The sequence below is a fragment of the Rickettsia rickettsii genome, assembly GCF_001951015.1.
Classification (GTDB): Bacteria; Pseudomonadota; Alphaproteobacteria; order Rickettsiales; family Rickettsiaceae; genus Rickettsia; species Rickettsia rickettsii.
In genome coordinates, this window is the sequence record NZ_CP018914.1 from 1 (window position 1) to 25,806 (window position 25,806).

Sequence of the window (25,806 nt, forward strand, 5' to 3'; positions counted from 1 at the left end):
ATGACAAAGCTAATTATTCACTTAGTTTCAGACTCTTCCGTGCAAACTGCAAAATATGCAGCAAATTCTGCCCTTGCACAATTTACTTCCGTAAAACCAAAATTATATCATTGGCCAATGATTAGAAATTTGGAATTGCTAAATGAAGTATTAAGTAAAATAGAATATAAACATGGGATAGTATTATACACGATTGCCGATCAAGAACTCCGAAAAACTTTAACGAAATTTTGCTATGAATTAAAAATTCCATGTATTTCTGTAATAGGTAAAATTATTAAAGAAATGTCTGTTTTTTCAGGTATTGAAATAGAAAAAGAACAGAATTACAATTATAAATTTGATAAAACTTATTTTGATACACTTAATGCCATAGATTATGCTATAAGACATGATGACGGACAAATGCTTAATGAATTATCAGAGGCTGATATAATATTAATAGGTCCTTCTAGAACTTCTAAGACACCGACTTCCGTATTTCTAGCGTATAACGGTTTAAAAGCTGCCAATATTCCTTATGTTTATAATTGCCCCTTTCCTGATTTTATAGAAAAAGATATAGATCAATTGGTAGTAGGACTCGTTATTAATCCAAATAGGTTAATTGAGATAAGAGAAGCTAGATTAAATCTATTACAAATTAACGAAAATAAAAGCTATACGGATTTTAATATAGTACAAAAAGAGTGCCTAGAAGTCAGAAAAATTTGTGATCAAAGAAATTGGCCGGTAATTGATGTTTCAACTAGATCAATAGAGGAAACAGCAGCTTTAATAATGCGAATATATTATAATAGAAAAAATAAATATAATAAATAAAAAGATTTTCATTATTTACAAGTAGAAGCCTGTACTTTATAATTTTATTTATGAATATAGGTGTTGTCCATATGAATCCGAAAGCAACACTATGTCATTCCTAGCTAAAAGCGACTTTGTTGTATAGATTGAAAAACCTACTCAATGTCATCCCCGCCTACACGCGGGGATGACATAAACGAGTCATGCAATAAGGCTGTTAAAAGCGGGAATGACATAAAAGCCATATGGACAATGCTACAAAAACATAGAGGAATTTATGGCAAATAACGTAAAGGATAACTCTTTTAAAAAGGAAGTATTAGAATCGGATTTACCTGTACTGGTTGATTTTTGGGCAGAATGGTGCGGACCGTGTAAAATGTTAACACCGATAATAGATGAAATCAGTAAAGAATTACAAGGCAAAGTAAAAGTACTTAAAATGAATATTGATGAAAATCCTAACACTCCTTCAGAATACGGTATTCGTAGTATTCCAACGATAATGTTATTTAAAAATGGTGAACAAAAAGATACTAAAATAGGTTTGCAACAAAAAAATTCTCTTTTAGATTGGATTAATAAATCTATTTAATATTTATTTATGTCACTTAGCCATCCAAAAGTATTTATAGAGATAACTAATGGTTATGTTGAAGGTATTGATACTCATAAAAGAGCTCAAGGTTTAAAGCATTTCTTCTTGAAAAAAGGAGTCTCTCTTTCTCCAAATATACCTATATTAAACAATATTAATTTTTCTTGTTATGAGGGAGAAAAAATAGCTTTTATAGGGAGTAACGGTTCGGGAAAAAGTTCGTTTCTAAAGTTAATCGCCGGAATATATCCGTTAAAATCCGGTACAGTCAAAGTTCATGGAGATATTGCGGCAATTATAGATATGGGAGTTGGTTTTGAGTCTGAGCAAACTGGTCGTGAAAATATAAAAATGTTAATGCTATATAATAATATGCTGGATAAATATAGCAAAAAAATTGAAAAAGAAATTATAGATTTTTCAGAACTTGGTAGTAAAATTGATTTACCGATAAAAATTTATAGCTCCGGTATGTTATCACGTCTTGCTTTTTCTGTATCAATATTTCAAAATCCGCAGATTCTATTACTTGATGAAGTTTTTGCGGCAGGCGATAGCTATTTTATAGAAAAATCTCTTAGTTTAATGAAGAATAAATTTAAAAATACTCCTATTTCAATAATAGTAAGCCATCAAGAAGAAATTATAAAAGATAATTGCGATAGATGTATTTTATTAAAAGACGGCAATATTATAGGTGATGGTACACCATCGGAAATGTTTAAAATCTATAACCAACAACAAGGAAATTCATAAATGATAAAGTATTTTTTTTCTAAAAAATACTGGCGGGCAATAGCATTACTAGTTAAAGCTTCTATAATTAGGCAAAATAAAGATTCTTTTTTAGGTTCTTTATGGAGTTTAATTCAGCCTTTTATTCACATAATGGTAATTTCATATTTTTTCGGTTTTTTATTAAGACAGCCGAGAGAATTTATTGTCATGAACTTAGTCGGCGGTATTCCTTTGTGGAGTTTTATAGTAAGCAGCTTAACGATTTGTTCAAGTTCTTTAGTTACACGTGATCAAATAATAAAAAAAGTTAGAATTTCTAAGACTTTTTTTCCTGTTGCGGATAGTTTAGGGCAATTATATACTTTAATTTGCTCATTTTCGGCAATGTATTTTGCTTTTATTTTATTATTTCCAGAAAAATTTTCTTGGCAAATAATATTTATGCCGATATTAATTTTGCCCTTAATAATATGTGTGATTAGTGGTTCTATCGCAGTAGCATTTTTAACGCCGTATATTCGAGATATTCCGCAAATGTTGAGTGTTATTCTTGGAGTTATTTATTGGAGTATACCGATAGTTTATCCATATTCGCTAATTCCGGAGTCTAAAAAGATATATTTTGAATTTAATCCGTTCTTTTTAGTTATAAGACCCGTACAAGCGTTGGTGATTGACGGAACATTACCGGATATGATGCTGATAGTTAAGTCTATTATAGTTGCATTTATTACTGTTTGTATCAGTTATTTAATTTATAGACAATTTTCTAAAAGAGTTATTTATTATTTATGAAACTTGGTTTTAATCTAGATTTTAATGAATTAGATTTAACCGGACTTAAAAAATTAGATCAAATATTTTTAGATTATCTCTTTAAAGCTGATAGATCTTTGCATAAAGATTTAATGTTATTTAGATCGACTCCTCTCTCCATTATTCCAAAAGATTATTCCGAATTTTTGCTAAAAATTTCCCCTCATTTAGACGATTTTTTAGCAGAGTTATTTTGTATTTCAAAAGAAGTAACGATATCAAGGTTAAAACATAAAGATTTTGATATTATTTATGAATGTAAAAGAAAATTTGTTCAACGTGTTGCCGTAAAAAAATATCCACTGGAAAAAATAAAAGATATTGATTTTGAAGATGTGTATTTAAAACTAACTGATTTAATAGGTGCGAATTTTACTTCTAGAGAATTTGCAAAACAAATAATTATATGGCAACAGGCAGAAGAAAGTTTTGCAGAAGAATTAGACATAGCAGCTAGGTATGCTGCGTATAGGGTTTATTTGTGTGAGAGTATCAAGCCACAGGATAACATCCTATTCAACCTCCCACAAAAACTAGATAAAGAAAATCTAATAGACGATAAAAAAATATTAAAATATCAAAAAAATGAGAGAGTAGATTTTGACTATACAGATTCTTTTTTAAATCTAGATGAAGCTTTAAACCATTCTCATTATTGTATTTATTGCCATAAGCAAGATAAGGATAGTTGTTCTAAGGGATTACTGCAACCTCAGAATCGTCATTGCGAGGAGCAAAGCGACGTGGCAATCTCAGGAGATTTGACGAGATTGCCACGCTCCTTGCAGTTGCTTGCAATGACGGATTTAAAACAAGGTTGCCCGTTAAAACAAAAAATTTCTGAAATGAACTATGTTAAGGCACAAGGTTTTAACCTAAGTGCTCTTGCTATTATCGTTATTGATAATCCGATGGTTGCAGCAACAGGTCATAGAATTTGTAATGATTGCTCAAAAGCTTGTATTTACCAAAAGCAAGATCCGGTAAATATCCCATTAATAGAATCAAATATTTTAGAAGAAACACTTAAATTACCTTACGGCTTAGAGATATATTTACTGCTTACTCGTTGGAATCCGCTTAATATTTATGCACCGCTTCCGAAAGAACCTACTAATTATAATATTTTAGTTACCGGTCTTGGTCCTGCAGGTTTTAGTCTTAGCTATTATTTATTACGGTCAGGTCATAATGTTGTGGCTATTGACGGTTTAAGAATTACTCTACTGCCTTTTGACGTTCATAAGCCTATAAAATTTTGGCATGAATATAAAAATTTGTTATCGGAAAGAATGCCAAGAGGATTTGGAGGGGTAGCGGAATATGGAATTACTGTTCGGTGGGATAAAAACAATCTCGATATATTGCGGCTAATATTAGAGAGAAATAATAATTTCAAATATTATGACGGAGTAGCTTTAGATTTTAATATAACGAAAGAACAAGCTTTCGATTTGGGTTTTGATTATATAGCTTTTTGCATTGGAGCAGGTCAGCCGAAAGTTTTGGATATAGAAAATTTTGAAGCTAAGGGCGTAAAAACGGCTTCTGATTTCTTAATGACTTTGCAAAACGGAGGGGCATTTTTGAAAAATTCTAGTACTAATATGGTAATTAGGATGCCGATTGCGGTAATAGGCGGCGGTCTTACTTCCTTAGACGCAGCAACGGAAAGTTTATATTACTATAAAAAACAAGTAGAGGAATTTGCCGAAGATTATATAGAAAAAGATTTAGCAGAGGAAGATAAAGAAATGGCTGAAGAATTTATTGCTCATGCAAAATTGTTTAAAGAAGCTAAGAATAATGAAGAATTAAGAAAGGTTTTTAATAAGCTTGGGGGTGCTACTGTCTACTATCGTGGAAGATTGCAAGATTCGCCGGCATATAAATTAAATCACGAGGAGCTAATATATGCATTAGCACTCGGTGTTGATTTTAAGGAAAATATGCAACCTTTAAGGATTAATGTTGATAAATACGGTCATGTGGAATCTGTGGAGTTTGAGAATCGAAACCGTCATTGCGAGCAGTCAAAGACTGCGTGGCAATCTCATGAGTTTGGCTTAACAAGATTGCCGCGTCAATGCTACGCATTTCCTCGCAATGACATCAAAACCAAAACCGTGATTATGGCAATCGGTATAGAAAATAACACTCAATTCGATGAGGATAAATATAGCTATTTCGGTGATTGTAATCCTAAATATTCGGGTAGTGTAGTGAAGGCTCTTGCTAGTACCAAAGAAGGGTACGACGCTATTAACAAAAAGCTTATAAATAATAATCCTAGCTTTAAAGGTAGTTATAAAGATTTTTGTACGCAGCTTGATTATTTGCTGACTTCTAGGGTTAATAAAATAAATATTTTAGATGATAAAACTTTTGAGTTGATAATTCATTCGCCGCTTGCTGCTAAAAATTTTAAGTTCGGACAGTTTTTTCGCTTACAAAATTATTCTGAAGATGCTGCTAAGTTAATAGAGCCTGTAGCCTTAAGCCCTATCGATATTGATGTAGAAAAAGGCTTAATTAGCTTTATAGTTTTTGAAGTCGGTAAATCTACTAGCTTATGTAAAACATTATCCGAAAATGAGAAAGTAGTTTTAATGGGACCGACAGGTTCGCCGCTAGAAATACCTCAAAATAAAAAAATAGTTATTGTTGATTTCGAAGTCGGTAATATAGGCTTATTAAAAGTTCTAAAAGAAAATAATAATGAAGTTATATTTGTTACCTATCCTGATATAAAAATCCGTAAATTAGTTTCAGTGGATATAGTAATAATTAATGCTTCTCCTGAAATAATAGAAGAATTGCAAAGTCTAAAAAATGAAATATTCAGTGAAAATACAAAAATAATAGTTAGCGTTAATTCATCGATGCAATGTATGATGAAAGGAATTTGCGGACAATGTATTCAAAAAGTTAAAGGAGAGCAGAAATATATTTTTGCATGTAGCCAGCAAAATCAAAATGCAGAAATAGTTGATTTTAAGAGCTTGAAAACTCGTTTACGCCAAAACTCTTTGCAAGAAAAAATGAGAAAATTAGTGGCTAATTCATCCATAATTTAATATAATAGCTTCAATTAACTCTTCTAGTTGTTCAGGTGATAATTCACCAATTTTTTTGAATTTTATCACTTCTTATAGCACTAATTTCATCAACCATAATATGAGATTCTAAATTAAAACCATTTAGCTCTGTAGGAGTCAATAACAGGTGAAAAGTTGTGGGGCATCTATTAAATCTGTTGTGAAGGCAAACTGTTATACTGGGATGATTTTTATATAAATTAGATTGAACAACAACAGCGGGGTGAGGTTTACCATAATCTCCAGATATTACACCAAGCAACAATATATCTTTTTTTAATTTCTATTATTTCCATTCATCTAACCAACTTTCTTCATTGTGTTTTAACCATAAGTTGGCATCAGGATATTGTAACACAAAGTGTTACATATCGCTAGTTAAATAAATTTACTTCTCAAAACGACAAAATGCTCTACTACTATCTTGATTAAGAAAATCGATAATTTGTATTACTATAGAATTATTGTTATATTTTTCAGCAACTTGTTTTATACGCTCAGCAAAATTACCTTCACCTGAGAAGATTTCTTCGATAGCTTTTAAAGCACTTAAAGACTTTACTTTATCAAACCCTTTTCTATTCATACCGATTAGATTTAAGCCCTCAAGCACCGCACGTTTGCTACTTACAAGCCCAAACGGTATTACATCTGCTCCGACCGGCGATAGCCCGCCAATCATCGAATATTCACCGATTCTAGCATATTGATGTACGGCAGACAGTCCGCCAATTATTGCATAATCACCTACCCCAATATGACCTGCTAGGCTTACATAATTAGCAAATACTACATTATTGCCGATTTTACAATCATGACCTATATGGACGCCGACCATAAATAAATTATTATTTCCTACTCTTGTCATCATTCCGCCGCCTTGGCTTCCTGCTTGTACCGTAACATATTCTCTAATAGTATTATTAGAGCCAATTATTGTGCTTGATCGCTCATTAGCATATTTTAAGATTTGTGGAGGTTGACCTATTGATGCAAAAGGATAGATTACGGTATTTTCGCCGATTTCGGTAATCCCTTCAATTACTACATGGGATTTTAGCTCGACATTGTCATTAAGCACAACTTCAGGACCTATAATACAATACGGTCCGATTTTTACGTTTTTACCAAGCTTTGCACCTTCTGCAATTACAGCTGTAGTATGGATATTAGAATTTGACACTTGTCCCTATGTTTTATCTTTAATCATTGCGGTAAACTTGCTTTCTGCAGCTATTTCACCTTCGACCGTAACCGTACTTGAAAATTTCCATACGTTAGCTCTTTGCTGATCAATAACAGCGTGGATATGCATAGTATCCCCCGGCTGAACAATTCTACGAAATTTTGCATTTTCGATAGTCATTAAAAACACTTCTTTATTCTTAGTAGAACCTAAAGATTTAGCAACTAATATAGCAGCTAATTGTGCCATAGCCTCAACCATTAGAACACCGGGCATAACAGGTCTTGCCGGAAAATGTCCTGTAAATTGCGGTTCGTTAACAGTAACGTTTTTAATACCTGTTATTGATTTGTTAGGATCGATTTTAAGTACTCTATCTACTAATAAAAATGGATAGCGATGAGGTATCCAATCCATGATTTCGGTAATATCTATGATCATTTATTTAGATCTCTTCTTTAATGTAAATTTTCCGTCATTGCGAGGAAATTATGAAATAATTGACTAAGCAATCTAGTAAAAAGTACTAAAATCAGCACTTTTTGCTAATTTTTTTGGATTGCCACCGTAGCCTATGGCTGCTCACAATGACGACTCAGGTATTCATGCAACAACAAAGCTCTTTTCAATAGCAAGCTACTTTTTTAATTTGCTATTAGAGGTCTTTAGTAATTGTTTCATAATAATAGATTGTCTATGCCAATCCATAATAGGAATTGCAGGGCTGCCGCCGACAATTTTACCTGCTTCTATATTTTGTGCTACACCGCCTTGTGCCGCTACCTGTGCCCCGTCGCCTATATTTAGATGTCCGGCGATTCCTACTTGCCCTCCAAGAGCACAATATTTACCGATCGTGCTACTTCCTGCTATACCTGTCTGTGCTACGATAATAGAGCCTTTACCTATTTTGACGCCATGCCCTATTTGTACTAAATTATCTATGCGGCATAAATCTTTTATAATTGTATCTTGAAGTGATCCTCTATCAATAGTAGTGTTTGCACCAATTTCAACATTATTGCCGATTTTAACTATTCCTATATGAAATATTTTGTGATGTACGCCTTTTTCGGTAGAAAATCCAAACCCGTCCTGTCCAATTTTTGCACCTGCAAGTATTACGACGTCGTCGCCTATAATTGCATAATTTATTGAAACATGTTGTTCTATTCTAGCGTTTCTGCCGATATTTACTCCTCTACCTATAAAACTTCCAGCTTCTATAATACTATTATCACCTATAATAACATCGTCTTCAATAACTACATTGTGACCTATATAACAATTTTTTCCGATAGTCGCTGAATCTGCAACAATAGCGGATTTCATTATTTTAGTAGGGTATGATTTAATAGGAGCATAAAAAAAATCTATTAATTTGCCGTAAGCAAAATATGAGTTCTGGGCGTGTAATAAAACAGTATTTGGATTTGCTTCTCCCGTAAAATTTTTCGGCACTATACAAGCAGCAGCTTTGGTAGTTTTTAAAAATTCGGAGTATTTAGGATTGCTTAAAAAGCTAATATCATTTGGTGATGCTTCCTGCAGAATTTTAATATCATGAATAGCTATATCTTCAATCTTAGGAGGTGCTATAATATCGTGTAAAAAATCTATAATTGCTGTTAGTTTTCGTGGCCCTAGATTTTTATAAAAATTACTACTTACCATATAACTTTAAGCAAATTAATCATTAGCGACAGTATATAAGTGATAGTTTTATTATGCAACAAAATTTACAGGTGGAATAAAAGGTATTGCTAAGTAAAGAATGATGTCGTCATTGCGAGCAGCCGTAGGCTGCGTGGCAGTCTCATGATAATAACAAACTCCTGAGATTGCTTCGTCAATTGCTATGCAAATTCCTCGCAATGACGGAAAAACCGATCCACGCAACAACGTCTACTTGATTGTAAGATCTGGGAAAAAAATAGATAAAAAGTCACAAATATTAATTTACGTTTTATTAAGAAGAATTAAATTAATGTAGGTATTGAAAATGTTAGAAATAAAGAACTTAGCCTTTGTAGGTGGTGGAGTAAAAGTTATCGCGTATGCAGGGGCTCTAAATGCATTAAAAGACAAAGATTGTTTAAAAAAATATCCAGAAAGTAGTTGGAGCTTCCGGTGGTGCAATAGCTGCTTTCTCCATAGCACTAGGATATCAACCGGAAGAAATTGAGGATATACTTAAGAAAATTGATTTTAATAAATTTTCAGATCATACTAGTAAATAGCACCAAATGTATAATCTTGTATTCTACGGAGGGTTAAATTCTGAGAAATATCTAGAAGAATTTTTGAGGAAAACAAGGGATTTGACCCCGATATTACTTTTAAACAGCTACATGACAGTCAAAAAACAAATATAGATTTATACGTAGTGTGTACTAATCTCAGTACTCAATTTCCGGAAATTCTATCTTATGAAAATGCTCCTGATGAGAAAGTCGTAAAATTCGTATACGCTTCAGGGGCTTTTCCTATATATTTTCAGCCCGTACAAAAAACTGTTCAAGAAGTAGTTTCAACATATGTGGATGGTGGAGTTACGAATAATTACCTGGTTGAGATGTTTGATGATAAAATTGCAGCACGAAGCCTCCCTCAAACAGATAATAAAAATTATAAAACTCTTGGGTTTAAACCAATCAATAAAGAAATATTAGAAGCTTATCAGAATGGTACAGAACTAAACAGTTTGTGGATACTACTAATGTTGTGGATCAACTATATGCATTAGCTGAAGTTCTCACAAGCTTTGACTTGATAAGTTGTTTTCAGAATCATGATAGAACAGTTTTTATTGATGATCATAATATATCAGCTTTAAGTTTTGATATCACAGCTGAACAAAAAGAAGCATTAATAAATTCAGGTTATTCTGCAACTTATGACTATGTGATGAGAATGGATAATATAATGCTTGCAGGACTAGGAGTAAACGATTAATGATAGCCTTGTATTATAACAACGCGAGTGGATAACCCGCTATTCGCTTTAATCTTGTTTTACAGATAGCATAAAAGGTATTACAAAATAAAGATTGATATCGTCATTGCAAATGACTGTAAGCTTTGTTGCATGGGAAAAACCCACTCGATGTCATTCCCGCTTTCGCAGAAATGACATAAAACGAGTCATGCGAGCAATACCAATTTTTGAAATCAATAATCATATTGACTTGTTTAAAGTTTTGCTTAGAATCATCTTGGAACAGCTAAGGTTGTTCTGGAGTATAGAAACCTCCATCAACAGGTGGTAAAATCACCGTTAAATTGGTTTATTCCTCGATATTTTACGGTCGGGGAGGTAGTAGTCATGTTCAGGGCTTAGAGTATTAACTTTAAGCCTAAAAACTACTCAGCTGTTCTTGTTGACGGTGTTTCTAACTCCCTGATCACCAATCGGGCTTTAACTTAGCTTCTTGGTGATCAAATTTGAATCATTTAAGTTTAACTAATGAGAACTAAGCCGTTATGAACACTAAAACAGTAGAAATAGCTATTATTGAGCCATATCTAGATTTTTTTATTAAAGACAAAGACTTAATTACATGAAATTTATCCAAAGGGTATAAATAGGGAATTAAGAATAGAATTTATTTTAGTTAAAAAACTTTACACATAATATTCTTACTACAAAATTAATTAGAAATTTATTCAATTTACCATACCGAAAATTATACTTATAATCGATAAACAACTTTTAAAAGCATTGCTTGGTTTATTTCGTTCAATTATTCTTGGCACTGTATTATATCTAAACTTAGTTAAATTTTTTATCTATGATAAGAATGATTTTGTATTGAACATAAGAGCTTTAAAAAGTAATGAAATTTACTTTTTGTTATATTAAAATTAATTACTTTAAAAAACTGATTAACTGGGAGTAATTAAATAAGCAGAATTTAAATGGTGGAGGCAAGTATACTCAAATGCTTTCAAGAATTGAATTTTATTTTGAGGGGTGAGGATGCGAATCCTTGATAAAATGAAAGAGCAATTTTTGAAAGCAGAAGAGTATAGACGATTTGCTCCACTAAGCGACAGTATATTAAGTAATACTTTTTTGTATAACAAAATTTATAAGCATCATAAAAATTAAAGATGAAGGCAAAATTGTCCCTTTTTATTAAAGCGCTACTTTTTCCAGACAACTCAACATCTATCTCCCATTTTTCATTTTCTAAGTGGGAGATAATACAACATATTGCTTCATTTGGTAAGCATGATAAATGTAAAAAAGGGGGGTTAGAATCCTATTGAATTTCCGGTTGTATATACTCCTGCAATGGCAAATGGGAATAATTTCATAAAATTATTCATAGTTATTATAATAGATTCAGGATTATTATTTTGTTCTTGTAAATAAGATGCTAATAGTTCCTTATTTACTTTCACTTTTTTATAGAATTTTGTAGCATATGCAATTTTAAAAAAATTATCTAAACCATTGTTATAAAAAAGTTTTATTTAGAAATGAAGCTAAATTTTTTAATAAGTTTTGTTGTTTTTCTTGCAATAATTCCCTTACCTCGGCAAATGCTTTGTCCGTATCTGCGTAGCTTGCAGCCATATTCCCATTATTATCAGCACGAATAATCATCTCAGGTGGCAGCAGCTTAATAAACTCTAGAGAAACTGCTATTATGCCTTTTTTGGATGCAAGCATTAACAATGTCATTCCGAATTTATCAATAGAGTTAATATTTTCCTCAAACATTCTTGGAATAAGCTCTATACAAACATTATCTAAATCACGTCACATAGCCTTTGTTAATGCAGGCTGACCACGTATATTCTCGATCGTATTAATATAGCCTCGTCAGACATCTTGGGAATAAGTTTTAAACAACCTTCTTCTAAACCTGCATCAGCAGCTAAAATTAAGGCTGTATTACCATCCTCATCGGATTGATTAAATAAATTAGTATTTTTTATTTTATCAATTAATTTTTCAACTTCTTTTTTATCTTCATCTTTTGCGTGTATTACACACGTTAATTTTTCTAGTAAAGATATTAGTTGATTATATAATATTTCATCTGATTCTTCAGGTGTTGATTCTTTATGCATTCCAAAAATTTTTTTATACGTATAAACATAATTTATCCTTATTAACCTAAAGTTAATTAAAATTACAAAAATAAGTTTACAGATGCAATAGAAATTTAATTGAAGATATAAAATAACGTAACGGGATTTAAAGTAAGGAACAGTGGTGGCCACGGTTGGAATTGAACCAACGACACAAGGATTTTCAGTCCTTTGCTCTACCGACTGAGCTACGTGGCCGTATATACTCGATGAACTTGAAAATTTGGCTTCGTCGTTTTTGTAAGTCCTCGGATACTCACGTATTAGTACGCTCTGCTCTTCGGCTTACAGACTCCTTGATCTTTTCCAAGTTGATCTTCGTCTATACTATTCTTTCATTTATTAGGGTATAAGGCAATATAACTTAAGCTTATAATAGATTAATCGGCTTTTGTCTATTCTTAATTAGTAATATTAGACAAAAATACTTAATTATGATATCATGAGTGTTTATTTTTATAACGGTTTTTATGATCAAAATCGGCAATATTGAGCTTTCTTCAAATATTATACTAGCTCCAATGTCGGGTGTTACGGATTTGGAATTTAGAAGATTAGTGAAAAGATTTGGTGCAGGGCTTGTAGTTTCTGAAATGGTAGCAAGTAGAGCAATGATTGTGGAATCTAGGCAGTCACTAAAAAAAAGTGCCATTATGCGTGATGATGCAACAAGTGCTTGCGTACAGCTAGCAGGCTGTGAGCCGAATGTGATAGCAGAAGCTGCTAAAATGAATGAGGGTATGGGGGCAAAAATTATCGATCTTAATTTTGGCTGTCCGGCGAAAAAAGTAGTAGGCGGTTATTCAGGCTCGGCTCTAATGAGGGATGAGCAGCTGGCAGCTAAAATTTTTGAAGCTACCGTTGAAGCGGTTAAGCTGCCGGTAACCGTTAAAATGCGTATGGGTTGGGATGATAATACGAAAAACGCTCCGACTTTAGCCAAAATTGCTGAAAGCTCAGGTGTTCAGATGATTACCGTTCACGGTAGAACTAGATGCCAGTTTTATTCCGGTAATGCCGATTGGGATTTTATACGATCAGTTAAAGAATCGGTAAAGATTCCGGTTATTGCTAATGGTGATATTACTAATTTTGCTAAGGCAAAAGAAGCCCTACAAAAATCCGGTGCAGACGGTATTATGGTCGGTAGAGGAGCATATGGCAAACCTTGGCTTATTTCACAAATTGATCATTATCTTAAAACAGGTGAAGAAAAATCTGCTCCCTCTATAGCAGAGCAGCTAGATATCGTAACCAAGCATTATGAGGCAATACTTGATTATTATGGTGAATCTGTAGGCGTACCTATTGCACGTAAGCATATTGGCTGGTATAGTAGCGGTTTACCGAATTCAGCAGAGTTTAGAGGTGCTGTTAATTTAATGAACGATCCTCTAGCTGTAAAAGAGAAAATTGCGGAATTTTATACGAGCGTTATGGAGACGAATAAATTAAAAGAATTTTAAGTTTTATTTTTGTAATATTGTTTTTTAGTTTAAGCTATGCAAGTGAAAAAGCAGTAATTATAACTGATTATAAACCGGTATTTTTGCCTGTAATTGCTGAAAATAAAAAAATAAGAATTGCTATTCGTTCTTATTTAAATAATGAAAAATCATATTTTGTTTTAGTAGATCCGAATTCTTTTAAAACTGAAATAGCCCTACAAGAGCTGGTAATTTTACCTACGAATAAAATAGAAAAAGAAAATCTTCTAAAAAAATTAAGTAAAACTCCGTATATTAAAGTTTTAAATAAATATAGCTCTACACCTTATATACAACAAAATTACGGTGCTACGAGTAGCATGTATAAAGTAAAAGGACAGTTCTTGACAATTGACATGTGTCCTTCTTCCAAAAGCTTTGAAGAAGATTTTTTTAAAAAGCTCGTAGAATTATCGATCAAACTAAATAAACCTATTCCGATTGCTATATGTGTTTCAGGATTATGGCTTAATAAGCATACAGAAGAATTCTTATGGTTATTAAAACAACAAGAAAACGGTTATTTACAAATAACATGGGTTAATCATTCATTTAGTCATCCTTATTTTAAAGATAAACCTCTTGAAGATAATTTCCTTCTTTCCAATAAAGATGATTTTGAAAATGAAGTATTAGAAGTAGGGAAAATATTAGTAAGTTATAATATTGCTCCGTCACCTTTCTTTCGTTTTCCTGGATTAGTTTCCGATCAAACATTAATAGAAAAATTAAAAGATTTGGGACTTATTCCGCTTGGGAGTAATGCATGGCTTGCTAAAGGCGAAAAAGTTCAAAATGGTTCTTTTATATTGGTACACGGTAATAGTAACGAAAAAGCCGGAATAGATTTAATTATGCCGATGTTACCGGAATTAAAATTACTTCCTATTGAAAAGGCGTTTTTATTACATGACAATTGATTAGTTAGATATTTAATAATACGGTAAGCTCATAGTTGTTCTTATATCACATGAAGAATATGAGAAAATTAATCAGCTTGAAGATATGTATTGGGCAATGCAAGCAAAAAATGCGAGTAAAAGTGGTTTTTTATTAGAGGAAGAGAGTAAGGATTTTTTAAATAAGATATTAAATATCTTTCTTATAGGAAAAAGAAATGATGGAGAAGTTTATAAATTAGTTAAAAGAAAAATTAAATAGTTCATAATTATAACTTAACTTTTCTAGTAGGGCTTTTATCTCTTTGAATATCAAGTTTTGTATCGAATAGCGGAGAATCTTGTAAAAAATCAATAAGGGAAGATTCTTGTGAATTTTCTTTATGATTTGTTATTATACTACATAAACGTTTATTATTATCTAATACTTCTAGATTTACTTCGATTAAAGGCGGAGTAAGTAAATGCTTAATAATTTCAGACCATTCTATTAAAATTAAATTGCCGTTTAATGCCTCTTCAAATCCAAGTTCATAAATTTCTTCAGGTGATTTAAGACGATACAGGTCATAGTGATATATAGTGAAGTTAGATGCTTTATACGTTTGCAGTAAGTTAAAAGTAGGGCTTATAATGCTTGTATTTTCACCGCAAAAATATTTAATAATTTCACGACAAAAAAATGTTTTACCTGCTCCAAGGTCACCGTTAAGTAAAACTATATCATTTGGTTTTAAGCTTTGTGCTAAAAGCTTTGCAAGCTTCTTTGTCTTTTCTTCGCTATTTAGTGTATGCATTTTTTAACTTGATAAATCATTTGTAAATATTGATTCTGAAAAGTGTTGGAACCTATATTCTGCACATTCCAGTTTTCGCTATTTAATATTATTATTTTAGCGTTTAATTTGTCGTATAATCGTAAATTTTGTTCATTACTTAAAACAAGACATTTGTTATTAGACTCTTTAATTAAATCTTCTAGCTTGCTTATATATCGGAGGCTTTTTTGACTTTCGCTATATAATTTTGCAGTTTTAATATTAGTATTAAGAAAAAAATACTCGCTACTGTCACTTAATAAAATTACGTCTTTTATCGTTGCAAGTTCATTATTTTTAATCTCTTGTAGCTTATTTAATTCTTTAAGTGCTGTTGAAAGGTTATTATTAATATCGTCTTGTAGCTCAGGAAATTTTTCACTAAATATTTGTGCAAATTCCTTTAGTAAAATCACAGCATTATTAAGATCAAGCCAAATATGCCAATTATCTTTTATAGTGGTTAAAGATTTAATATCACTGATTTTTATAATGTTTTTGCTATGATTATCAATTAATTTCTCGGCAAAACCGTCAAATTGTTCATTAATATAAATTGCTATATCAGAATTTTTGACTTTTACTAAATCACTAGGTTTTAAATTATAATGATGTGGACAGTCACTACTAATAGCTAAGCTCTCGATATCCGCTTTATCCTTAACAAGCATCGAAACAATACTGCCGATTGGCGTAATACTTACAACTATCTTAGGCTTAGCATAGCTAGTAAGGCTGAGGAATGTAAGGAATAGTAATGCTAGGTATGTCATCTCTGTGAAGGTTTGCTTGCATTGATACCAAATCGTCATTGCTAGCGACTGAAAGGAGCATGGCAATCTCAGGATTTTGGCACGAGATTGCTTCGTCAAAATTTTCAATTTTTCCTCGCAATGACGGTTTGACTTACTAGCTCTCATAATTTCGCCAACAACTCTAATTTACTAGGTTTAAAATCCTGCTCTATCCAAAAATTTTTTAGATATTCTAGTTTTGCTCCTATCTTTTTTTTTTCTATATTCATATTTAACAAATCATTACCATTTACTTGGAATTTAGGACGTAATAACGCATCATATTTAAGAATAAATTCTTTTACTTGTGAATGATTTAATTTACCGATTATTCTAGCTGCTAATAAATATTCCTTATAATTCTTTTTTTCAAACCAAATTTTTTTCATGTTAAATTTAGCGTCATTCAGAAAGTTCGTTATTGATAATATTTGCATTGCTTCATGTTTTGAGAATTTCCAATCTAGAAAGACCTTTAAATTTAAATCTTTTTGACAATATAATAAGAGTGCATATCGAGTAACTAATTCTAATTTAAAATCATTTGCCTGCTCAAAAAATTTTATTTCATAATTTTGGATAGAGAATATTAGTTCTAATATTCCTATTTCAAACATAGCTTTTAAAATTTGTGCTGCTCTTTTTGAAACAATAATTTTATCCATTTCGCTTTTAATTCGCTCTCGTGATAAAGTTTTTAAGCCGTCTTTTAAAGCTTTACATGCTTTAAAGCTGCCATCATCAAGCTGATTCGCATAATAGCTAGAAAACCGAAAAAAGCGTAGAATTCGCAAATAATCTTCTTTAATTCTATCTAGAGCTTCCCCTATAAATACAACCTTTTCCTGCTGCAAATCCTTAAACCCTTCAAAATAATCATATATCTCGTTCTTAAAGGGACAATAGCTTAAAGCATTAATAGTAAAATCTCGTCTTGCGGCATCTTCGGCAAAATCGTTGGTGAATATTACTTTGGCATGTCTGCCGTTACATTCAATATCTTTCCTAAGAGTCGTGATCTCAAATTTTTCATTATTTAAAGTAGCCGTAATCGTGCCGAATTTTAAACCGGTCGGAATAGTTTTTATTTTAGCTCCAGATAAAATATTTGTTACTTCACTAGGTGTCAAATTAGTAGCTATATCTATATCGCGGCTACCTTTCTCAAGTCGATCTCTTGGATAACTTGCTTCTAAAGGTAATTTGTACGTCGATCTGGTACTCGAATCCTCACGTACGTTTATGTACATTGCGATTCTGCGTTCCGTGTCTCCTTCAAATTCCTCTTTATTAGTTTTGTTATGCAAGAGATCTAGTAACGCATCACGTACGCAGCCGCCTATAAGTCTTGCTTGTCCTTTTTCATTTAAAAGACTCAAGATTTTTCTATATCCTTTTGAGGGGATTTTTAGTATTTTGTGTGTAACTTGCATTATTCGATTTTACCTAAAGTATTGGATAGTTTTTAAAAAGACTTTGATGTCATCCTAGCTAAAAACTGGACCTTGTTATATGGCTCGTTTATGTCATTCCCACTTGGCATTGTTATGTGGATACTGAGTCGTCATTGCGAGGAAAAACTGTAAGTTTTGACGAAGCAATCCAGTAAAAAATGCTAGTTTTTAACATTTTTTTATTATTTTTCTGGATTGCCACGCTCCTTACAGTCGCTTGCAATAACGACTTAGTATCCACATAACAATGCCAAGTGGGAATGACATAGAACAAGAACAGTCCGGTACTAAGATTTTACGTACATTCCTTTTTATTGCAAAAGATAAGTATAATAGGGCTTTTTTTAAAATCTTTATTAATCGTTATTAAGCTCCCGCGGCACTTAGATTTATAATTGAGATTAATATGAATTTCGGCTTTCTCACAATGATTATCTTTATTAATGACAATTTTTTGTCCGTAGTTGGTTAAAAAATATTATTCTCTAAAGGTAACACCATACTATCTTTTTGTCCAAACCAATTAGCCCAGTAAGTTCTATTGAAAGCAGGTATTTTATCAGCATGTATTACTAGTTTATTTTCTCTATCTTTAACGCCTACCGCCATATGATTTGCATCAAATATTAATTCCGGCTTTGGGGAGTAGGACATAAATATAAAAGATATTGCCATGATTGCAAGACCAAGCAAACGCCAAGCAGTTTTCCATATACAAAGCCAAAAAAGCCGAATAAAAAAGAGTAATATGCTGAAATTGGTAATATAACCGAAATACTATACAGCAGCCGGTAAACTATTAAAATAGGCGGCTGATTTTATTATTATATCAATAAAGAATCCCATAAGCTTTAGGATATAGTTATCAAACCCGATCATGGTAAAAGGCAGAGATAACAAAGCAAGAGGCATAAGAAAAAATGACGTTATCGGAACGACAATGAGGTTAGTTGGTACTGAGTAAGTAGCAAATATAAAGAATTGATTAATTACTACAGGTGCCGTTATGATGCTTGCTAAGAAGCTTGAATAAATATTTGAGGCTGTATAAAATTTTACTGCTCCAAAAATGCCTTTCTTTTCTCCAAGTAACCATGAATTCTTTAAGTAAAATTCATAACCGACAACAAGCGATAATACGGCGATAAAAGATAATTGGAAACTTGGATGAAAAATATATTCGGGATTTAACGATAATATTATAAAAGCCGCAATTGCAAGTGAATTAAGGGGAAAGCAAGAGCGTCCGATAAATATAATACCGTAAATAAAAATTGCAGCAGTAATAAAAGCTCTAGTCGCTGCTATTTGCATACCGCTTAGTTCTAAATAACCAAAGCTTCCTATTAGCGAACAATAAGCAGAGATTAATTTTATATTGAAATTATATGCCAAATAATTTGAAAGATTTAATAAAAACCTTGTAGTAAGGAAAATAATCATCACAACTAAAGATAGATGTAATCCTGAAACACAAAGCACGTGTGATATACCGTTTTGCCTCATATCCTGCATTATTTGCCTGTTTAAACCTTTTGTCTTGCCAAGTAATATTGCAGCTGCAAAATTCCCTTTATCTTTTCTATTAAATTATTATAAATATAGGAACGCACTCTATAAATAAAACTATCAAAATTTGTTTCATTACGTTCTATAATTTGCGGCTCAGACATCGCATAGCCGTTTGCTCCAATATCCTATAGATAAGCGTAAAAGCCAAAATCATAACCCCCGGGTAGTATACTATTTTGTGGCTTATAGAGCTTAGTAAGCAAAGTAATTCGGTTATTTACCCTAATTTCTTGTATATATTTTTTCGGTATACTAATTTTTAACTTTTTGTAAGTTACGATTAATTTTTTCTATCTTTATGCGACTTAATACTACTTATCCTCCTATAATAGTCGGTTTTATCGATTCTATTTTACCGCTAATTGTTTATAAAGCATTTCGCTATGTAAATTTGTTACATGATATTCAGAGATGAATATGCCAAAAATAAAAGCAATAATCATTCAGTAAGTAAATTGTAAAAATATATTAGAATTTCTAGTAAAGGTTAATATTAAACAAACACAAAAAATGAAAAAAATTGTTGTCAATGGAAACTCAAAATCAAGCGAAAAATAAACAATAATACCGTAAATAAAACTAACAAAATACCAAATATTTAAATTATTATACTCTGTTTCCAAAGTTATTTTAAAATATCGCAGTGTTTCCTATCAAAAGTTAAAAATACATTATACGTTATATCTGTTATATTTTCAATCATTAGAACAAAATTCTCTTGTAATTATAAGTTAAGATAAATTAACAAATATATTGCTTTTTATTAACTTATTTATTACAATATGTACATGAAATTTTAATTTAAATTGAGATATTTGTAATGAATAAGTTAACAGAACAACATTTACTAAAAAAATCAAGATTTTTAAAATATTCTCTGCTTGCCTCTATTGCAGTAGGAGCTGCAATACCTTTTGAGGGTATGGCGATGAGTAAAGAAGCATTTCGTATCGATCTCAGTAATAAATTGTTGAATCACGTGTCACAATTAAAAGGACACAAAGATACGACAAATACCCCGCAGCAGATAGGAAGCAGATAGGAACAGTAATTGTACCGGAACCAGAAATAAACACATATACTCCATCTGAAATAAGAGAAATGAAAATATCTAACAAACCTAAGGCATCTAATCCATTAAAAGATGTTCCTATAGAGGATCATTATAAAGTGGTAGCACGTAGTAAGTCTGATGTCGGGAAAGCAAGAAAAGTACGACCAATTACTAGACGCAAAACATTTGCAGGCATTGAAAAAACAAAACAAAGTCAAAATACTTATACTCCTGAATCGACAGAACAAATGCCTCAAAAACCAGAGATTATAATAACAGCGTCTTCGCCTACTGTTAGCCCAGCTTCAAATAGTTTTATCACTGCACCTAATACACCAAATACTACCCTGATATCACCTGAACATTATACTACGGCACCTGGTACTCCATCATCAACACCGGTGACTCCGTATCAGCCTACTTCAGATTCTAAACCAAATGATAGTTTAGGAGCTAATACACCACCAAACACAAACTCAAAGGCAGCACGAAGATTATCGTTTAGCAGTAGCGACCCGCAACAACAGGCAGTGCAATCTAGCTCACAGGTTAAATCAGAAGTTCCTCCGAAGCCAACATTTGTACCGTTGCCTATAAAAAAAGGCAGTACTGAAATTGTAGCAGGAATGGTAAGTAATATATCACGCGTTAATGAGATGATAGGAATCAAGTTAGCTGAAGTAACACAGGCTATTAAAGATACCACAGGTAAAAAAGATAAAGAACGATTGCAGAAGTTGTATAGGCAGCTAACTTCAACACAAAAAACAACAGAAGTACTCAAGTCAAGAGCTGAAGAGATAGAAACAAAAATCAAAATAGGTAAAAATAAAGATAAAATAAAGAAACTTGAAAAAGAGTTAACAAGTAAAAACAATAAAGCAGATAGATTATTTCAGAAAATAGAAAAAATAGATATTCCAGCAAATAAAGTTTCGATAAAATCGCAGGAAACAGTTCCGGTTACAACGGCGTCAACTGAAGTTAGTGCGTTTCAAGCACAGCAAGCAAGAATTAATGAGGCTCGGCAAAGTATATTTAATAAAAATAAATCAAGCGGAGATAATGCAAGAAAAAGTAATGCTGGAACAAAAAGAGAAAAGAAAAAACAAGAAGCACAAAAGCAGTTATCAGAAATAAAGAAACAAGAAAAAGCTGTAAAAACGGCATCAGATAAAGCTAAAGAAGTAGCTGCTAGTGCAAAAGAAGAAACAAGTAGAACTGCATTACGAGCCATGCAAGATAAAATGAATGGTGATTCTGAACAATTAAATAAGATAGAGGAAAATCTAAAGTTATTAACTCCTGTTGTTTATAATAGTTCTACCGGTCCTACTTATAAGCAGTCGCCAAAAGCAAAGCCAACTATACCATTAAGTCATGGGGTTCAGAGAATTTTAGGTGAACAACCAGAGGATGAAGAGGGGTACTTAGTGCCAATAAAAGTTCAGCAGCAACCTTATACAGTAATGTTGCCGAATCAAGAAATAGAGGACCCTATTCCAAGTCATTCAAAAGATATTTATGAGGCTAAGGTTTCACAATACATTAATTATTTGAATAGAATACAGCCAAATCAGTCAAATCAAGCTCAAATAGATAGTGTAATAGATAGTTTAGCAACAGAAATGAGAAAGTTTAGTGCGGATCAATTTAGTCAAAAATTAGATGAGATTGCACATCTTGCCGGTATAAAGGCATATGAAGGTTTGTTCGAGAAATTATATGAAATTCAGCAAGCTAGAATTCCAGAAACTCAAAAAGTATATGAGCAAGCGGAAATATCTCAGTCTTATGCAGAGTATGAAGAGAATTCAAGAAAAAGCAGTACTCCAGTATTATCACCCTCGTCTTCAGCTAAAAGTGTAATATCATCAAATTTTGAAGAAAAATCAGCATTGTTACAAACCACAACTACAGATGAAAGCTTGAGATCTGACAACAATTGGAAAAATTCTGCACCATATTCTTCAAGTCCAACGCTTAATAAAAGAGGATTAGAATATTTAGATTTAGCTGGCGACGCGTTCGTTCAGAATCTAAAACAATCTGATACGTTAACTATAGAAACTCTTGATTTAATAACGCCAACACAAAATACAACTGTTGCTAAAAGTGACTCATCGAGGAAAAATAATGTAAGTGGAAGTATTCCGGAGATACAACAACTGCAATCAGAAAAAATGCGTACAGAAACTTTAGGTGTGCAGGATGATCTAGGGCTAGATTTACATTATGCACCTCAAGAAACTTTAACTGAAGAAAGTACCTATTTAGTTTCTAGTAAGAAAAAACAAGGTAATATAATAAAGAGAGCTGTATCAAAAGTAGAGTCAATTTTGCACACAAATTATTCAGAGAACAGAAAAAGGAAAAGAAATGGAGAAACCTCAAAGCAAAGAACAGTAGATCAAGAGGGAGAATTTGGCCACGCTTGGGGAAATGAGAATCATAAGGAGTCTAGTTTAAGTGTAGTTAGTGGATTCACAAAAAAGGCAACTCAGCTTATAAGCCTTTTAGATGCAAAGAGAACCGCAATACTGCAAACAACCAGTCCTTCACAACGAAAATCACTTAGTTTAGTTTTACAGGAAATAGAAAATGATTACCGAGAAGCAATTAAAATCTCTCAAGAATTACAGCAGGTATTAATACGCAAACCGGAAGATATAAAAGCTTATAATGCAAAAGCAGAAAAAAAATTGGATGCTATTAAAAGCAGAGCAGATAAACACTTTGATAATATAGAAACAGATGTAGATATTGGATTTAATCCAAATGGGGGAAATAGTCATTCTATGCCGACTGCTAATATGGATAGCTTACCAAAAAATTTAGCTGTAACCCCACCTATAAATGTAGGGTCACTATATAACTCTCCGCAAGCTCAACAATTTCGAGAAGATCATAAAAATATTATAATAAATGATAGATCACAAGGTAGACTAAATTTGGTTGATAGTACTATTACAAAAGGTACACAGCCATTATCTAATTTATCTACTATATATGAGTCGGTTAGTGATGAGAATTTAGCATCAGAAACAATATATAAGACAGAGCAACCTAAGCCATCTATAAGTTACACGAATACTAGTAAACGAAAATTACCTATACCATTATTCAGAAGTGCCGAGCTTGATAAGAAATTAGAGTATTTAGATTTAGAAGATAAACTATTAGAAGTAGAGGAAGCTAGAATAGTTAAGGAAAAGCAAGCTATTGCCAAATTGAATCAATATCAAGATCCAGAAAACCTAGAATTTAAGCGGTTAGCTATGGAAGCACTAGACTTATCTTTAAAAGAATCACAATTAAAAGCAAAAAGGAAAGCCATAGGAGCAGAATTTTCTTTAAATGAAAAGTCTTCAAGCACAGATGTATCAATACGTTCCTATTCAATTGATGACATAAGCAGTGTACTTAGTGGTGCAGAATCAAATCTATCCCGTTCACCTTCGGTTAGTGGCTTAGAGGATTTAAACAATATGCAATTAGGGGAATTAAAATCTAAAAAGGAATTGGAGTTAGATACTTTAAATAAAGAAAAGATTTGGTTAGATCTAGATACTGAATCTAAACCTAAGGTAACTGAGAGTAAGCCGGTATTTTCATGTTCATCTTCAGTTGGTAGCATAAACAGCTTCTCTAATGATGATTTGAGTAGTCGTGATGTTGTAGCTCCGGTAGATACTCTAAATATAGAAATTAATAAAGATTATGTAGATACCTATATAAGAGTATTAAGCAATAAAATACAAGAAATAGAAGAATTGTCTGGCTCAAGTTCTAGAAGTGAGGAACTTAATCATATTAAAGAAGCAATGGCTTATATAAGTAATCGTATACAGGATGTAGAGGAATTAGATGAAAAAATGCTTTTAGTAATAAATTCACAATTACAAGAACATGATGAAAAAATTTCTTCGTTACTTCGCGAAGAAGCTACAGATATTCTTGCTCAGTTATTGCTACAAGAAATGTTAGTGTCGGATGGTAAATCAGAATCTACCTTACCTGCAGGAGATGAAGAACAAGAAGACACAGAAGTAAGTAGACAATTATCTTCATTACCTGCAGATGGTAAATCAGAATCTACCTTACCTGCAGGAGATGAAGAACAAGAAGACACAGAAGTAAGTAGACAATTATCTTCATTACCTGCACTTGCATCAAGTAATGAGAGTGCATTAGCATTAAGTGACGATAGAGAAAAGGAATGTTTAGCATTAGGCGATGGTAGCGAAGATGAAGAAAGTTATGATTCAGGATTTGAAGAGGAAGAAGAAACAATAGGACAATTATCCGATTCCGATGGGGGTAATCTTAAAATAACGGAAGTTGATAAGGTTATTCCTCTTGAACAGGAAGCAAAAAAAGAAATGCAAATGCAAATTTCAGAAAACGCTCCTACTTTAAATCAAGCGAAAGTTGTTAATACTATTGTAAATAATATGATTCGTAACAGATTAGATGTGAATATGTCTAATAATATGGCAGTGGGAGCCGGTGATGAAGAAGAGTCTCATATAAAAAGAGGTTTGTGGATGCGTGGTATGTACGGCACTAATAATCATGGACGCGTTGAGAATATGACCGGTTATAGAGGTACTAACAAAGGTGCTACTATCGGGTTCGATGCTGAAATCGACAATAATATCGTAGGTATAGCTTATAGTAATGTTCATTCAGTATTTAAATTTAAAAATAGTAAAAATAATGATAAAGAACTTATTAATAGTCATGTGGTTTCTATTTACGGACAAAAAGAATTACCGAAGAATTTTGCACTACAAGCTTTAGTATCTGCTTCTAAAAACTTTATTAAAGATAAAACAACTTATTCATATGGTGATACTAAAATTAAAAGTAATGTAAAACATCGTAATCATAGTTATAATGCGGAAGCATTACTGCATTATAATTATCTTTTGCAGGGCAAGCTCGTTATTACCCCGAATATCGGCTTAAGATACGGGAAGTCACGAGATGGGGTATATAATGAAACCGGTGTTAACGTACAAGAAATAGCTCTTACAATGAAAGAGAATAATATATTGTCCGGAATTGTCGGTACTAAAGTCACAGTACCTTTAAAAGATGCTCTAAAATTTAATAATTTAGGTCTAACATTCCAAGGAGCGGTAGAACATAATTTTAAAGAGAAAACCCAAAGAATAAATAGAGTTGTTAAAATATTTGATAATACATTCAAACATAATTATCTAATACCGAAGCAACCGAAAACATCCTATAATTTAGGAACGGGTATTATAGGCAGTATCAAAAATACTACTATTTCGTTGGATTATAATTATTATCTAAATAAACATTATAGAAGTCATCAAGGTAGTGTTAAGCTTAAGGTAAACCTATAATTTTTATA

22 protein-coding genes, 1 tRNA gene and 1 pseudogene are annotated in these 25,806 nt (G+C 32.1%); 12 read left to right on the forward strand and 12 right to left on the reverse strand.

The annotated features are described in order from the left end of the window. From BTU51_RS00005 to BTU51_RS00025, 5 genes are all read left to right on the forward strand, one after another. On the forward strand, positions 1–822 hold the full coding sequence (locus tag BTU51_RS00005) for a pyruvate, water dikinase regulatory protein (RefSeq protein WP_012150225.1): 822 nt from the start codon (positions 1–3) through the stop codon (positions 820–822). Positions 823–1,081: 259 nt separating this feature from the next. Then, entirely contained in the window at positions 1,082–1,399 is a 318-nt protein-coding gene (trxA, locus tag BTU51_RS00010; RefSeq protein WP_012150226.1) for a thioredoxin, read from the forward strand. Positions 1,400–1,408: 9 nt separating this feature from the next. Further along, positions 1,409–2,158, forward strand: a complete 750-nt coding sequence (locus BTU51_RS00015; RefSeq protein ID WP_012150227.1) for an ABC transporter ATP-binding protein — start codon at positions 1,409–1,411, stop codon at positions 2,156–2,158. Continuing rightward, positions 2,159–2,935 carry an ABC transporter permease gene (locus BTU51_RS00020; protein WP_012150228.1) on the forward strand — a complete coding sequence of 259 codons (777 nt, stop codon included), beginning with the start codon at positions 2,159–2,161 and terminating at the stop codon, positions 2,933–2,935. Beyond that, positions 2,932–6,033 carry an FAD-dependent oxidoreductase gene (locus BTU51_RS00025; protein ID WP_012262166.1) on the forward strand — a complete coding sequence of 1,034 codons (3,102 nt, stop codon included), beginning with the start codon at positions 2,932–2,934 and terminating at the stop codon, positions 6,031–6,033. Before BTU51_RS00020 ends, BTU51_RS00025 begins: the two co-directional genes overlap by 4 nt. A 43-nt stretch (positions 6,034–6,076) precedes the next feature. Here the strand turns inward: BTU51_RS00025 and BTU51_RS00030 are convergent, their stop codons facing one another. From BTU51_RS00030 to lpxD, 4 genes are all read right to left on the reverse strand, one after another. Further along, positions 6,077–6,316: a type II toxin-antitoxin system PemK/MazF family toxin gene (locus tag BTU51_RS00030; protein ID WP_012150230.1), complete on the reverse strand. Its 240-nt coding sequence runs from the start codon at positions 6,314–6,316 to the stop codon at positions 6,077–6,079. A gap of 126 nt (positions 6,317–6,442) precedes the next feature. After that, positions 6,443–7,237 carry an acyl-ACP--UDP-N-acetylglucosamine O-acyltransferase gene (gene lpxA / locus BTU51_RS00035; RefSeq protein WP_012150231.1) on the reverse strand — a complete coding sequence of 265 codons (795 nt, stop codon included), beginning with the start codon at positions 7,235–7,237 and terminating at the stop codon, positions 6,443–6,445. 6 nt (positions 7,238–7,243) lie between these two features. After that, positions 7,244–7,681 carry a 3-hydroxyacyl-ACP dehydratase FabZ gene (fabZ, locus tag BTU51_RS00040; protein WP_004997000.1) on the reverse strand — a complete coding sequence of 146 codons (438 nt, stop codon included), beginning with the start codon at positions 7,679–7,681 and terminating at the stop codon, positions 7,244–7,246. A 195-nt stretch (positions 7,682–7,876) separates the two neighbouring features. After that, on the reverse strand, positions 7,877–8,914 hold the full coding sequence (gene lpxD / locus BTU51_RS00045) for a UDP-3-O-(3-hydroxymyristoyl)glucosamine N-acyltransferase (RefSeq protein WP_012150232.1): 1,038 nt from the start codon (positions 8,912–8,914) through the stop codon (positions 7,877–7,879). Positions 8,915–9,393: 479 nt separating this feature from the next. Between lpxD and BTU51_RS10105 the strand changes: the two genes are divergently transcribed. From BTU51_RS10105 to BTU51_RS08950, 3 genes are all read left to right on the forward strand, one after another. After that, complete coding sequence (locus BTU51_RS10105; protein ID WP_350223204.1) at positions 9,394–9,480, forward strand: hypothetical protein; 87 nt, start codon at positions 9,394–9,396, stop codon at positions 9,478–9,480. Positions 9,481–9,611: 131 nt separating this feature from the next. Then, positions 9,612–9,986: a patatin-like phospholipase family protein gene (locus tag BTU51_RS08945; protein WP_329517983.1), complete on the forward strand. Its 375-nt coding sequence runs from the start codon at positions 9,612–9,614 to the stop codon at positions 9,984–9,986. Beyond that, a complete protein-coding gene (locus BTU51_RS08950) occupies positions 9,965–10,195 on the forward strand; it encodes a hypothetical protein (RefSeq protein ID WP_012150235.1) in 231 nt (76 codons plus the stop codon). Before BTU51_RS08945 ends, BTU51_RS08950 begins: the two co-directional genes overlap by 22 nt. 1,506 nt (positions 10,196–11,701) lie before the next feature. On the opposite strand, the gene BTU51_RS00070 is transcribed toward BTU51_RS08950, so the two are convergent. From BTU51_RS00070 to BTU51_RS00080, 3 genes are all read right to left on the reverse strand, one after another. Then, a complete protein-coding gene (locus BTU51_RS00070) occupies positions 11,702–11,968 on the reverse strand; it encodes a hypothetical protein (RefSeq protein WP_012150237.1) in 267 nt (88 codons plus the stop codon). A gap of 53 nt (positions 11,969–12,021) precedes the next feature. After that, positions 12,022–12,321, reverse strand: coding sequence for a hypothetical protein (locus BTU51_RS08955; RefSeq protein ID WP_012262172.1), 300 nt, complete (start codon positions 12,319–12,321; stop codon positions 12,022–12,024). A 143-nt stretch (positions 12,322–12,464) separates the two neighbouring features. Continuing rightward, positions 12,465–12,540, reverse strand: a tRNA-Phe gene (locus BTU51_RS00080). Between the two features lie 272 nt (positions 12,541–12,812). Here BTU51_RS00080 and dusB point away from each other — a divergent pair. The 3 genes from dusB to BTU51_RS08740 all read left to right on the forward strand — a co-directional run bounded on the left by dusB (position 12,813) and on the right by BTU51_RS08740 (position 14,990). Beyond that, positions 12,813–13,808 carry a tRNA dihydrouridine synthase DusB gene (dusB, locus tag BTU51_RS00090; protein ID WP_012150239.1) on the forward strand — a complete coding sequence of 332 codons (996 nt, stop codon included), beginning with the start codon at positions 12,813–12,815 and terminating at the stop codon, positions 13,806–13,808. Next, positions 13,793–14,749: a polysaccharide deacetylase family protein gene (locus tag BTU51_RS00095; protein WP_155105191.1), complete on the forward strand. Its 957-nt coding sequence runs from the start codon at positions 13,793–13,795 to the stop codon at positions 14,747–14,749. The genes dusB and BTU51_RS00095 overlap by 16 nt, the downstream gene beginning before the upstream one ends. Before the next feature lie 97 nt (positions 14,750–14,846). After that, positions 14,847–14,990 carry a hypothetical protein gene (locus BTU51_RS08740; protein ID WP_193385864.1) on the forward strand — a complete coding sequence of 48 codons (144 nt, stop codon included), beginning with the start codon at positions 14,847–14,849 and terminating at the stop codon, positions 14,988–14,990. Between the two features lie 7 nt (positions 14,991–14,997). Here BTU51_RS08740 and tsaE read toward each other — a convergent pair whose 3' ends face one another. The 5 genes from tsaE to BTU51_RS00125 all read right to left on the reverse strand — a co-directional run bounded on the left by tsaE (position 14,998) and on the right by BTU51_RS00125 (position 19,300). Further along, on the reverse strand, positions 14,998–15,525 hold the full coding sequence (gene tsaE, locus BTU51_RS00105) for a tRNA (adenosine(37)-N6)-threonylcarbamoyltransferase complex ATPase subunit type 1 TsaE (protein WP_012150242.1): 528 nt from the start codon (positions 15,523–15,525) through the stop codon (positions 14,998–15,000). Next, positions 15,513–16,466 (reverse strand): metal ABC transporter solute-binding protein, Zn/Mn family, encoded by a 954-nt coding sequence (locus BTU51_RS00110; protein WP_012262174.1) that lies wholly within the window; start codon positions 16,464–16,466, stop codon positions 15,513–15,515. The genes tsaE and BTU51_RS00110 overlap by 13 nt, the downstream gene beginning before the upstream one ends. After that, positions 16,463–17,773, reverse strand: a complete 1,311-nt coding sequence (locus BTU51_RS00115; protein ID WP_012150244.1) for a palindromic element RPE1 domain-containing protein — start codon at positions 17,771–17,773, stop codon at positions 16,463–16,465. The genes BTU51_RS00110 and BTU51_RS00115 overlap by 4 nt, the downstream gene beginning before the upstream one ends. A gap of 489 nt (positions 17,774–18,262) precedes the next feature. Beyond that, the gene (locus tag BTU51_RS00120) at positions 18,263–18,469 is read right to left on the reverse strand and encodes a hypothetical protein (RefSeq protein ID WP_014362268.1); all 207 of its coding nucleotides are present in this window, start codon (positions 18,467–18,469) and stop codon (positions 18,263–18,265) included. Positions 18,470–18,571: 102 nt separating this feature from the next. Further along, complete coding sequence (locus BTU51_RS00125) at positions 18,572–19,300, reverse strand: ComEC/Rec2 family competence protein (RefSeq protein ID WP_012150245.1); 729 nt, start codon at positions 19,298–19,300, stop codon at positions 18,572–18,574. Between the two features lie 886 nt (positions 19,301–20,186). Between BTU51_RS00125 and BTU51_RS00130 the strand changes: the two are divergent. Next, positions 20,187–25,798, forward strand: a pseudogene (locus BTU51_RS00130) (autotransporter outer membrane beta-barrel domain-containing protein). Positions 25,799–25,806: the final 8 nt, after the last annotated feature.